The 11,941-nt window shown below is 70.6% G+C and carries 11 protein-coding genes; 5 read left to right on the top strand and 6 right to left on the bottom strand.

Annotation, left to right across the window (positions count from 1 at the left end; all coding sequences use genetic code 11):
• Position 1 precedes the first annotated feature (1 nt).
• Positions 2 to 1,849 carry an extracellular solute-binding protein gene (locus IEX89_RS20750; protein ID WP_244645615.1) on the bottom strand — a complete coding sequence of 616 codons (1,848 nt, stop codon included), beginning with the start codon at positions 1,847 to 1,849 and terminating at the stop codon, positions 2 to 4.
• 258 nt (positions 1,850 to 2,107) lie between these two features.
• Between IEX89_RS20750 and IEX89_RS20745 the strand changes: the two genes are divergently transcribed.
• Positions 2,108 to 2,800: an invasion associated locus B family protein gene (locus IEX89_RS20745; protein WP_188915172.1), complete on the top strand. Its 693-nt coding sequence runs from the start codon at positions 2,108 to 2,110 to the stop codon at positions 2,798 to 2,800.
• 233 nt (positions 2,801 to 3,033) lie between these two features.
• Positions 3,034 to 5,031: a methyl-accepting chemotaxis protein gene (locus IEX89_RS20740; RefSeq protein WP_188915171.1), complete on the top strand. Its 1,998-nt coding sequence runs from the start codon at positions 3,034 to 3,036 to the stop codon at positions 5,029 to 5,031.
• A gap of 88 nt (positions 5,032 to 5,119) precedes the next feature.
• On the opposite strand, the gene IEX89_RS20735 is transcribed toward IEX89_RS20740, so the two are convergent.
• From IEX89_RS20735 to IEX89_RS20715, 5 genes are all read right to left on the bottom strand, one after another.
• Complete coding sequence (locus IEX89_RS20735) at positions 5,120 to 6,061, bottom strand: PDR/VanB family oxidoreductase (protein ID WP_188915170.1); 942 nt, start codon at positions 6,059 to 6,061, stop codon at positions 5,120 to 5,122.
• The gene (locus IEX89_RS20730) at positions 6,058 to 6,597 is read right to left on the bottom strand and encodes an MOSC domain-containing protein (RefSeq protein WP_188915235.1); all 540 of its coding nucleotides are present in this window, start codon (positions 6,595 to 6,597) and stop codon (positions 6,058 to 6,060) included. The genes IEX89_RS20735 and IEX89_RS20730 overlap by 4 nt, the downstream gene beginning before the upstream one ends.
• A 2-nt stretch (positions 6,598 to 6,599) precedes the next feature.
• Positions 6,600 to 7,208, bottom strand: a complete 609-nt coding sequence (locus IEX89_RS20725; RefSeq protein ID WP_188915169.1) for a DJ-1/PfpI family protein — start codon at positions 7,206 to 7,208, stop codon at positions 6,600 to 6,602.
• 82 nt (positions 7,209 to 7,290) lie between these two features.
• Entirely contained in the window at positions 7,291 to 7,620 is a 330-nt protein-coding gene (gene hspQ, locus IEX89_RS20720) for a heat shock protein HspQ (RefSeq protein ID WP_244645614.1), read from the bottom strand.
• Positions 7,621 to 7,704: 84 nt separating this feature from the next.
• The gene (locus IEX89_RS20715; RefSeq protein WP_188915168.1) at positions 7,705 to 8,745 is read right to left on the bottom strand and encodes an HpcH/HpaI aldolase/citrate lyase family protein; all 1,041 of its coding nucleotides are present in this window, start codon (positions 8,743 to 8,745) and stop codon (positions 7,705 to 7,707) included.
• A 176-nt stretch (positions 8,746 to 8,921) separates the two neighbouring features.
• Here IEX89_RS20715 and IEX89_RS20710 point away from each other — a divergent pair, with 176 nt between their 5' ends.
• The 3 genes from IEX89_RS20710 (at position 8,922) to IEX89_RS20700 (ending at position 11,936) form a co-directional block, all read left to right on the top strand.
• Positions 8,922 to 9,926 (top strand): AEC family transporter, encoded by a 1,005-nt coding sequence (locus tag IEX89_RS20710; RefSeq protein WP_188915167.1) that lies wholly within the window; start codon positions 8,922 to 8,924, stop codon positions 9,924 to 9,926.
• A gap of 106 nt (positions 9,927 to 10,032) precedes the next feature.
• Positions 10,033 to 11,133: a CaiB/BaiF CoA transferase family protein gene (locus IEX89_RS20705; RefSeq protein ID WP_188915166.1), complete on the top strand. Its 1,101-nt coding sequence runs from the start codon at positions 10,033 to 10,035 to the stop codon at positions 11,131 to 11,133.
• A 134-nt stretch (positions 11,134 to 11,267) separates the two neighbouring features.
• A complete protein-coding gene (locus tag IEX89_RS20700; RefSeq protein ID WP_188915165.1) occupies positions 11,268 to 11,936 on the top strand; it encodes a response regulator in 669 nt (222 codons plus the stop codon).
• Positions 11,937 to 11,941 lie beyond the last annotated feature (5 nt).

The raw sequence follows: 11,941 nt of genomic DNA, 5'->3' as shown, positions 1-11,941 counted from the left end.
ATCAGTCTCCCGCGCGCCGCCAGACCTCGATCGGCAAGCCGCGAAGCGGCGCGGGATCCGGCCGCTCCAGTGCGCTGTCGTAAGCGACCCAGAGGTTCGACTGGATGTAGAGCGGCACCACGTAGACGCCCGAGATCAGGAGCCGGTCGAGGGCGCGCACCGCCGTCTCGAACTCCCCCCGATCGGTGGCGGCGAGCATGGCCGCGATCATCGCGTCGATGCCGGGCTCGCGCGCGCCGGCGAAATTCAGCGAGCCGGAGCGCTCGGCGGCGGCGCTCGTCCAGCGATTGACCTGCTCGTTGCCCGGCGAGGGCGAGGCCGGCCAGGTCCACTGGATCATGTCGTAGTCGAAATCCGCGAGACGGCGCCAATATTGCGCGTCGTCCACGAGACGGATCGACATGTCGATGCCCACCCGCTTCAGCGAATCGGCGAAGTTGAGCGCGAGCCGCTCCTGCTGGCGGTTCACCGCCAGGAACTCGAAGGCGAAGGGCGCACCGGTCTCGGCATTGCGCATGACGCCGCCGTCGAGGCGCCAGCCGGCCTCGCCGAGGAGCCGCACGGCTTCGCGCATGAGCGTGCGATCGCGCCCCGAGCCGTCGCTCTGCGGCGGCTGCCAGGTGCCGTCCATCACCTCGGGGAGGAGAGCATCGGCATAGGGCGCGAGCAGCGCGCGCTCCGCCTCGCTCGCGGGCCGCCCGCGGGCGGAGAGGTCGGAGGCGTCGAAATAGGAGCCCGCGCGCTGGAACAGCCCGAAGAGCAGGTTCTCGTTCACCCACTGGAAGTCGAACAGATGCCCCAGCGCCTGGCGCACGCGGCGATCGGCGAAGAGGTCCTTGCGGGTGTTGAACACGAAGCCGTTCATGCCCTGGGGCGTGCGCTGGGGCACCTCCTCCTTGACGATGCGCCCCTCGGTCATGGCCGGAAAGTCGTAGCCCGTCGCCCAGCGCGTCGGGTCGCCCTCGACGCGCAGGTCGTAGATGCCCGTCTTGAAGCCCTCGAACATGGTGTTGGCGTCGCGGAAGAACTCGTAGCGGATCTCCTCGGGCAGGTTCATGCCGACGTTCACCGGCAGGTCCGCGCCCCAATAATCCGCCCGCCGGCGCATGACGACGCGCTCGCCGGGCTCGACAGCCGCGAATTCGTACGGTCCCGAGCCGATCGGCGGGACGAGGGAGGTCTGGTCGAAGGTCTCGGGATCGATCGTGTGCGTGGCGAAGATCGGCATCATGGCGATGAGAAGCGGCAATTCGCGATCGCCGCTGTCGCCGAAATCGAAGCGGATCGTGTGATCGTCGACGATCTCGATCTCGGTCACCTTGGCGAAGTTGCCGCGGAAATAGGGCTTGCCCTTCTCGCGCAGGAGCTCGAAGGACACCCTAACGTCCTCGGCTGTCAGCGGCTCGCCGTCTGAGAAGGTGGCGCGCGGATCGAGCGCGAACTGCGCCCACGAGCGATCCTCCGGCATGGTGACGCTGCGCGCGACGAGCCCGTAGAGCGAGAACGGCTCGTCCAGCGAGCGCTTCATCAGGCTCTCCCAGACGAATTTCTGCGCGAGATCCGGGGCGACGCCCAGCACGATCGTGGGGTTGAGCCCGTCGTACGTCCCCTGCAGCGCCATGGCGACGCGCCCGCCCACCGGCGCCTCGGGATCGGCGTAGGGGAAGTGCGTGAAATCGGCGGGCAGCTCCGGCTCGCCGTGCATCGACATGCCGTGGCTCGGCGCCGGCGTCTCGTCCTGCGCCGCGGCGGGAAGCGCGAGGACGGGAATCAGGAGAGCGGCCAGCATACCGGCGCGCAGGAGGCCGCCGGTGCGGGTGAGACGGGCGGTGAGGGGTCGCAGGAGCACGAGGCGTCTTCCTCTGTCGCGTGTCGCGGCGTTCTCGGCGCCGACGCGATGTGCGCGCACGGGCGCGATTCGGCGCATTTACGCTAGCATAGACCGCAACAGCGTTAACGACTGGAATATGCCGGCGCGAGCCGCTAAAAGGACGCGGGCTCGGTCACGCCTTCGCCACGTTGCGCGTGGATGAGCGGCCCGCCGGGCGGGGCGGACATCCCGCTCGCCCGCCAGTTTCTTCCTCCGGACGTGAAAGAGGACTTCAGGATGTCGTTTTCGGCACGATACGCGCGCAAGCGGGGCGTCACCCTCGCGACCGCCCTGGCCGTGGCGGCCGGCGCGCTCGCGCCGCTCGCGGCCTCGGCCCAGACCGCCGCGCCCGCTCAGCCGGGCCAGCCCAACGTCGTGCCGGTGGTGCCCGAGCCCTCGCAGACCGGCTGGACCAAGCTCTGCGGCCAGGACCAGGGTTCCGGCGCCGAGATCTGCTACACCACGCGCGACTTCGTCTCCGACCAGGGCCAGCCGGTGCTCGCCGTCGCGGTCTACGACATCGACGCGCCGGAGGGGCAGGAGGACCAGCTCGTCGCCCGCTTCCTGATGCCGCTCGGCCTCCTGCTGCAGCCCGGCATCCGCTTCGCCGCCGACCAGAACGCCGCGACGAACGGCGCCTACGCGATCTGCTTCCCCAACGGCTGCTTCGCCGAATCGGAGATCACCCAGCAGGTCGTCGACCAGATGAAGGCCGGCGCGAACCTCAACATCTCGGTGCAGAACCAGAACGCCCAGGTCGTCACCTTCCAGGTCCCGCTCGACGGCTTCACCGCCGGCTGGGACGGCGACCCGATCGACCCGGCCGAGCTCGAGGCCCAGCAGCGTCGCCTGCAGGAGGAGCTCCAGCGCCGTTCCGAGGAGCTGCGCCAGCGCCTCGAGCAGGAGAGCGGGGCCGCGGCGCCGCAGTGACGCGTCCCGCGCGGCCCTCGCGGGTCGCCGCCGGACGGCAGGATCGTCGGAACGCCGGGCCCTCGGGCTCGGCGTTCTTCGTTAGTGCGCCGCGTGCGGGCACGCACTAACCCCATGCTGTTCTTGTGGATCGCACACAGATTACACCAGTCTCAAAGGTTTAATAGTATAACGAAAGTTAAACCGATCGGCTTTATTCTGGAAGTGTCCAAACCCTCTTCCGGAGTCCGATCATGGTCCTCAAAAGGTTCGGCGTGAGCCTCCGCGTCGCCGCCCTCGGCGCACTCGGCGTCGTCGGGCTGCTCACCGCCGGTGCGCTCTTCTATTCCGGCCTCTCGCGCATCGAGGCGGCGTACGAGGCGAACGCTGCGGTGACGGAGCGCTTCACGATCTCCGAGACGCTCGCCTTCGACACGCTCGACGCCCGCCGCCACGAGAAGGACTTCCTCGCGCGGCGCGCCGACAGCTACGTCGAGCTCCACGCGGAGACGATGAGGCGCATCGACGAGACAAAGGACGCGCTGATGGCGGCGCTCGCGACCGCCGAGGGCGCCGAAGCCGCGACGCAGAGCAGCAATCTCGCCGTCATCCGCCAGGCGCTCGCGGAATACGAGCCGCATTTCGCCTCGGTGGTGGCGCAGCGCCGGGATCTCGGCTTCGACGAGGAGATGGGGCGACAGGGCGAGTTGCGCGGCGTCGCCCACGAGGCGGAGGCGCTGCTGCGTCGCATCGGGGACGAGCGCCTGACGTCCCTGATGCTGATGCTGCGCATCGAGGAGAAGGACTTCATCTCCCGCCGCGACGTCGCCTATGCCGAGGCGCACCGCGCCGTTCGCGCCGATTTCCTGCGCTCGGCGGCCGCATCGGGCGATCCGCGCGCGCCGGAAGCGGTGGGCCTGGTGGAGGATTACGGGGCGCGGTTCGACGACTTCGTCGCCCGCAGCCTCACCTTCGACGAGGACGTGAGGCGCCTGTCGACGATTTACGGGACGGTGCAGCAGGCGTACGACGCGCTGGCGTCGAGCATCGAAACCGAGAAGCAGGCCAGCATGGAAGCGCTCGCCGCGGAGAAGGACGCCGCACATCGGGCCATCCTCCTGTCGCTCGGGCTCGTGCTCGTCGTCCTCGTCGTGACCTCGCTCGTCGTCGCGCGCTCCATCTCGAAGCCGCTCGGCATCGTCTCCCGTGCCGTGGCGCGGCTCGCGCAGGGCGACGCGTCCGCTCACCCGGAGGCGACGACGCTCGCCGAGAAGAGCAAGGACGAGCTCGGCGCCGTGGCGCGCGCGCTCGACGCCTTCCGCGCGACCTACGAGCGCTCCGCCCATCTCGAGGCCGAGGCGAAGGAAGCGCAAGCGCGCGCCGCCGCCGAGCGCAAGGCGAGCATGGACGCCCTCGCCGACGAGTTCCAGCGCTCCGTCGGTGGCATCGTGACCAGCGTCGGCGACACCGTCCGACGACTCGACGCCTCCGCGCGCGACCTCTCCCGCGGCGCATCGGACACCACCTCGCAGGCGACGACCGCGGCGAGCGCCTCCGAGCAGGCGGCCGCGAACATCAACACCGTCGCGTCCGCCGCCGAGCAGCTCGCCTCCTCGACCGCCGAGATCGGGCGGCAGGTCGGCTCGACGAGCAGCCTCGCGAGCAAGGCCGCCGATCAGGCCAAGCAGAGCATGGCGCGCGTCGGCGAGATGTCGGAAGCGTCCCAGCGCATCGGCGAGATCGTCGGCATCATCCGCGAAATCGCCGACCAGACGAACCTGCTGGCGCTCAACGCCACCATCGAGGCGGCGCGTGCCGGCGAAGCCGGCAAGGGCTTCGCGGTCGTCGCGGCGGAGGTGAAGTCCCTCGCCGACCAGACCGGCAAGGCGACGGAGGAGATCGGCAAGCAGATCCAGGGCATGCAGGGGATCACCGCCGATTCCGTCGATGCGATGCGCGGCATCGCCGAGCTCGTCGCGCAGCTCTCCAGCGGCGCGAGCTCCATCGCCGCCGCGGTGGAGGAGCAGGGTGCGGCCACCCGCGAGATCGCGCGCAACGTGCAGGAAGCCTCCGGCGGGGCGGCCGAGGTGTCCGGCGCGGCCGCCAACGTCCTCTCCACCGCGCGAACCTCCAGCACCGCGGCCGAGGAGGTGGGCGCTGCTGCGAGCGAGCTCACCGCCCGCTCGGCCGATCTCTCGGACGCCGTCAGCCGCTTCGTCGCCCAGGTGAAGTCCGACCAGCGCGCCGCCTGATCCTCGAAGACGAAACGCGACGACCGGAACGCCGGGCCCTTGGGCTCGGCGTTCTTCGTCTACGAGCCGCATCGGCGCTCGGCCCGGCTCAGAGGTCGAGCGTCACCGCAACACGGGCGCGCGAGACGCACGGCATCATGCGATGCTGCCGGGCGCTGGGCTCGAGCACGACGTCGCGGTGGATGACCGTGCCCTGCGTGTAGCCGCATTCGCACGAGCCGCAGACGCCCAGCTCGCAGGAGGAGGGGAGCGCGAAGCCCTCCTCGCGCAGGACGTCGAGGGCGGAGCGCTCCGCGGGGACGCGGTAGGTGCGCCCCGTCGAGGCGATCGTGAGATCGAAGGGCTCGGGCTTGTAGTTCTCGTCCGCCGTGGCGGCGAAGACCTCGAAATGGACCGTGTCCTCGTCGCGCCCCTCGGCGGCCTCGGCGACGGCGGCGGTGAGGCGATCGGGTCCGCAGCAATAGAGGTGCACGTCCGGCGCAAGGCCCGCCACCAGCGCGGCGACGTCGAGGCGCCGCGCCCCCTCCCCGCTCGACGCATGGACGGACAGGCGCTCCCCGGCGACCGCCTCGGCCATGATGGCGAAGGGCGAGTCGGCTGTGCGGACGCACAGGTGGAAGGCGAAATCCTCGCCCCGGCGCACGAGTTCGCGCGCCATGGAGATCAGCGGCGTGGCGCCGACGCCGCCGGCGATCAGCACCGCCCGCCCCGGCGCGAGGGGAAAGTTGTTGCGCGGCGCCGAGACGTGGGCGACGGCGCCCACGCAAAGCGCCTCGTGCACGAGGCGCGAGCCGCCCCGCCCGCTCGCCTCGCGCTTCACGGCGATCGTGTAGGTCGCGAGATCGTCGGGATCGCCGATCAGCGAATATTGGCGGACCTTCCCGTCCGGGAGCCGCAGGTCGACATGCGCGCCCGGCGTCCAGGCCGCCAGCGTCGGCCGGCGCGGATGGCGAAAGACGAGGCGCGCCACGTCGTCGCCGAGCTCGGTGCGCTCGACGACGTCGAGCTTCATGACGATGCGCGCCGTCATGACGTGCGCACGTCGCGGCTCGGGAAGGCGCGGTTCGGCTTCTCGGTGCGCTCGTCGAGCGGCTCGATCACGTCGCCCTTGCGGATGATGCCGCCCGTCTCGATCCAGCAATTGAGGCCCGATCGATTGTAGAGCGGCAGGTAGACCGGCTTGCCGAGGATCTCCTCCAGATACTTGCAGGGAAAGTTCAGCCGCCCGCCGGCGAGCACGCAGTCCCCGATGCGGAAGCGCCAGCCGACCAGATGGTTGAGCGGCACGCCGCGGACGGTGAGGTTGCGGCGGTGCTCGTCGTGCCCGAGCGCGATCGGCGCGCCCTGCATCGGCGGATCGTCGGCGGCGAGCGCGTCGAGCGCCTCCTCCTCGATGAGCGTCACCTCGCGGGCGTCGGGCTTGGGCGAATAGGTGCCCGTTCCGTAGAAGTAGCGGTCGCCCACGATGCCCTTGCCCGCGACGAGCTCGGCCTCCTCGAGCTCCTCCATCTCGTAGCTCGCCGCCGGGGCGATGTGGATCGACAGGAGCGTGCCGCGCCATCCCATGGTCATCCGCCCTCCCCGTGGCCGAGCGCCGCTCTGTTCGCGGCGAGCGCGCGGTCGTATTCCATGACCCGCGCCACCTCCGCCGCCGCGATCGCGCCGTGGTCGCGGGCGAGGAGGTGGAACATCGCGTCGATGCCGAGCGTGATGCCGCCGCTCGTGACGATCCCGTCGTCCTCGACGAGGACCGCGTGCCGGCGATCCACCGCGGGTCCGAGCAGGTCGAGCGGGGGCGTCTCGCCCTCGAACACCGCGACCTTCGTCGTCGCCGCACGCCCGTCGAGCACGCCCGCCGCCTCGAGGATCATGGCGCCCGTGCACAGCGAGGCGAGGCGCCGGTGCGGCCCGCGCACGAAACGCAGCGTCGCCTCGTCCTGCACGACCCGCGTCCAGCCGGGGCCGCCGGTGACGACGAGGAGGTCGAGCGGCGGGCAATCGTAAAAACCGTGATCGGCGATCACGCGCAGACCGTTGGCGCAGGTGACCGCCCCCGCGCGCGCGGCGACGCCGGTGAAGGCGAGCGTGGGGATGACGCGCTTGGCGATGGAGAGGACGCCGAAGGCCGCTCCGACGTCTATCGGCTCGACGCCGTCATAGAGGAGGATGCCGTACATCGCCGTCGCTCGCCTCTCCGCACGCTCCGATCATAGGGGCGGCCAACGCGGGGAGACAAGACGGACGTCGAGAGCGTGACGCTCAGTTCGCGGGCACGGACTTGGCGCGATAGCTCCCGTCGGGCGCGCGCACGAACATGTTCGGCACCATGGGATGGCGCAGGGGCTCGTCGGAGGTGTCGGGCACCAGGTTCTGCTCGGAAACGTAGGCGACGTATTCCGTTTGCGCGTTCTCCGCGAGCAGGTGGTAGAAGGGCTGCTCCTTGCGCGGGCGCACGTGCTCGGGAATGGCGAGCCACCATTCCTCGGTGTTGGCGAAGACCGGGTCGACGTCGAAGATGATGCCGCGGAACGGGTAGACGCGGTGGCGCACCACCTGCCCGATCGCGAACTTGGCCATACGCAGGGTCATAGGCTCGAAGCTCCTCCGACCCGGCAAGATAGGCCGTCGGCGCCGCGCTTTCAAATGTGCCGGCTCTCAAATGTGAATATGCCGTCACAGCCCATAGGCGGCGCCGAGCTCGGGGTCCTTGCGCGCCACGATGGTGGCGAGGTCGACGATGACCTTGGCCTGCTTCCAGGTGGCGTCGTCCTGCATCTTGCCGTCGATCATCACGGCGCCGGTTCCGTCGGGCATGGCGTCGAGGATCTTCTTCGCGAACAGCACCTCGTCGACCTCCGGTGCGAAGACGCGCTTGGCGATGTCGATCTGGCTCGGGTGCAGCGACCAGGCGCCCGCGCAGCCGAGCAGGTAGGCGTTGCGGAACTGGGCCTCGCAGGCGGCGGGATCGGAGAAGTCGCCGAAGGGGCCGTAGAAGGCCTTGATGCCCGAGGCGACGCAGGCGTCCACCATGCGCGCGATCGTGTAGTGCCACAGGTCCTGCTGCGCGCTCGCGCGCGGGGCGTCGCCGTCGGGATCGGAGAGGACGCGGTAATCGGGATGGCCGCCGCCGACGCGCGTCGTCTTCATGCCGCGCGAGGCGGCGAGATCGGCGGGGCCGAGGCTCATGCCGTGCATGCGCGGCGAGGCGGCGGCGATGTCGTCGACGTTCTTCACGCCCTCCGCCGTCTCGAGGATGGCGTGGACGAGGATCGGCTTCCTCACCCCGTGACGCGCCTCGAGCTGGGCGAGGAGCTGGTCGACGTAGAAGATGTCCCACGGCCCTTCGACCTTGGGCACCATGATCACGTCGAGCTTGTCGCCCACCGCGGCGACGATCTCCATGAGGTCGTCGAGGAACCAGGGGGAGTTGAGCGCATTCACGCGCGTCCAAAGCCCCGTCTCGCCGAAATCCGTCGCCTTCGCCATCTCGATGAAGCCGGCGCGCGCGGCCTCCTTGGCGTCGGCGGGGATCGCGTCCTCGAGATTGCCGAGGACGACGTCCACCTTCGTCACGAGGTCGGGCACCTTGGCGCGCACCTTCTCGATGTGGGGCGGCACGAAGTGGATCATCCGCTCGAGCCGCACCGGCGGCTCGCGGAAGGGAGCGGGGGCGCCCAGCGCGAGGGGCTGGTAGAAGCGGCGGGGGCTCTTCATCGGCTCGGCTCCTGATCTGCGATCCGGCCTCCGACATAGGCGCTCGCGCGCCGCGAGACCATTAGCCGATGGGCGGGCGCGCGACGCATGCCCCGCCTGCATGCGTCCGCGTTGCGGGACGCGGCGATCTTTGCCACAAGGGCGCGCATCGGCAGCGCACCCGACCGGGAAGATCCATGTCCGATCTCGTCGGGCTCCTCGACCTCCTCGCCCCCTTCTTCGGCCTCATCGCGCTCGGCTGGGCCTGCGGGCGCTTCGGCGCGCGCCCGGCGAGCGGGCTCGCGTGGATGCAGTTCTTCCTCATCTACGTGGCGCTGCCGTGCCTGTTCTTCCGGCTCATCGCCGACAAGCCGCTCTCGGAGCTGACCAACTGGCCCTTCGTCGCGGTGACGACGCTGTCGACCTACATCGCCTTCTCGCTCGCCTTCGCGGTGGGCCTCGCGGTGGCGCGGGAGATGCCGCAGGCGGTGATGCAGGGGGTCGCGGGCGCCTATTCCAACATCGGCTACATGGGCCCACCCCTCGTCCTCGCCGCGCTCGGCCCGGAGGCGAGCCCGCCCGTCGTCCTCATCTTCGTGTTCGATTCGCTCCTCCTGTTCTCGCTCGTGCCCTTCCTGATGGCCGTGGCCGGGGTGGAGAAGAAGAGCCTCCTCACGACGGCGGGCGAGGTCGCCTTCCGGATCGTCACGCATCCCTTCAACGTCGCGACCATGATCGGCGTCGCCGCGAGCTTCCTCGAATGGACGCCGCCGTCCGCCATCGACAAGATGACGCTGTGGCTGTCCAACGCCGCCGCGCCCTGCGCGCTCTTCCTGCTGGGCGTCACGGTGGCGCTGAGCCCCAGGCCGAAGCCCGCGCCCGGACGGCCCGAGAAGCGCGGGCTGCGCGCGATCCCGCCCGAGGTGCCCTTCCTCGTCGGGATCAAGCTCGTCGTCCACCCGCTGATCGTGTGGGTGCTGCTCTCGCTGGTCGGCGACTTCGCGGCACCCTGGGTCTTCGCCGCCATCGTCATGGCGGCGCTGCCGCCGGCGCTCAACATCTTCGTCATCTCGACGCAGTACGGGGTCGGCGTCGAGCGCGCCTCCGCCTGCGTCCTCGTGGGCACCGTCGCCTCCGTGGTGACACTCACGGGCTTCCTGTGGCTGATCGAAACGGGCATCCTGCCGCACGATCTGTTCTGACAGTCGGGCGCGCGCTCCCCCGATGTCATCCCGGGCTCCGATCGTTGACACGCCCTCTCTGCCGCTGCGGAATGCCCTCTAATGCCCACCGAGGAGCCCCGCCCGCATGCCCGCATCCCGCTCGTCCAGCCGCCCCCTGCCCCTGTCCGGCATCACCATCCTCGACCTCTCGACGCTGCTCCCCGGCCCGCTGGCGACGCTGATCCTTGCGGAGGCCGGGGCGCGGGTGATCAAGGTGGAGCGGCCGGGCGGGGAGGACATGCGGCGGTTTCCGCCGATGCGGGAGGGGCGCTCTCTGGCCTATGCCATGTTGAACGCCGGCAAGGAGATCGTCGAGCTCGACCTGAAGGACGCCTCCGAACGGCCGCGGCTCGAGGCCCTGATCCGCGAGGCGGACGTCCTCGTCGAGCAGATGCGCCCGGGCGTCATGGGCCGCCTCGGGCTCGGGCCGGACGCGCTCCACGCGATCAACCCGCGTCTCGTCGTGTGCTCGATCACCGGATACGGGCAGGACGGGCCGCGGGCGCAGGAGGCGGGGCACGACATCAACTACCAGGCGCTGACGGGGCTCCTCTCCCTCGCGCCCGGCTCGCCGGAGCATCCGGCGACGCCCGCCGCCCTCGTCGCCGACATCGCCGGCGGGTCGCTGCCGGCCGTCATCGACATCCTGCTCGCGCTGCGCCTGCGCGAGATCACGGGCGAGGGGTCGCATCTCGATGTCGCCATGACCGACGCGATGGCCACCTTCGCCTGGCTGGCGCGCGCCGAGCTCGAGGCGACGGGCCGCCCGCCCGCGCCGCACGGCGGGCTCCTCACCGGCGGCAGCCCGCGATACGGGCTCTATGCCACGGCCGACGGGCGCTATCTCGCGCTCGGCGCCCTGGAGGACAAGTTCTGGGCGCGCGCCTGCGCGGGGCTCGGCCTGGAACCGGCGCTCGCCGACGACACGCGCGATCCCGCCGCGACGAAGGCCGCCGTCGCCGCCATCGTGCGCTCCCGCGACGCGGCGCATTGGCGCGCCGTGCTGGAGCCGCTCGATTGCTGCGCGACCGTCGTGCGCACGCTCGACGAGGCGGCGGCGGACCCGCATTTCGCCGCCCGCGGCCTGTTCCGCGCGCGCGCCGAAACGGAGGGGCGGCAGATGCCCCGCGCCGACGTGCCGCTCGCCGCCGCATTGCGGCGGGACGCGGGCGAAAGTCCCGGCTAGCGCGCGATCGGCGGTCTCACGCGCGCTGCGTGTTCATCCCCTCTTGCGCCGGCTGCCGAATTCCGCTTTCCCGAAGAGGAAGCGACCCGGCCAGGCTTGCCGCCGGATCGCGCGACGGGCTCGGGGAGGTGCGCGTGGACAAGGCTCGAACGACGATCGTGATCGCGGACGACCATCCGCTCTTCCGCGGCGCCCTGCGCCAGGCCGTCACCTCGGTGCTGGAGGATCCGGACGTGGTGGAGGCGGGCGGGCTCGACGAGCTCACCGCGACGCTCGCCACGACGTCGGACGTCGACCTCGTCCTCCTCGACCTGACGATGCCGGGCGTCCAGGGTTATTCGGGCCTCATCTACCTGCGCGCCCAGCACCCGGACATCCCCGTCGTCATCGTCTCGGCCAACGAGGATCCGGTCGTCATCCGGCGGGCGATCGGCTTCGGCGCCTCGGGCTTCATCCCGAAATCGCTCGACACCGCCGAGATCGGCGCCGCGGTGCAGGCGGTGCTCGCCGGCGACAGCTGGACGCCGCCGGACGTCGATCTCACGGCCGACGACGACGACGAGGCGGCCGAGATCGCCAAGCGCATGGCCACGCTCACGCCCCAGCAGGTGCGTGTGCTCATGATGCTGTCGGAGGGGCTCCTCAACAAGCAGATCGCCTACGAGCTCGGCGTCTCGGAGGCGACGGTGAAGGCGCACGTCTCCGCGATCCTCCAGAAGCTCGGCGTCGAGAGCCGCACGCAGGCCGTGATCGCCGCCTCCAAGATCGGCGCGACCGCGAAGGCGTCGGCGCCCATCGCCTGAGGCGC

This window comes from Salinarimonas ramus, from assembly GCF_014645695.1.
Lineage (GTDB): Bacteria > Pseudomonadota > Alphaproteobacteria > Rhizobiales > Beijerinckiaceae > Salinarimonas > Salinarimonas ramus.
Note: the sequence above shows the minus strand (reverse complement) of the source record. Positions and strands in the feature narration are given on the sequence as shown.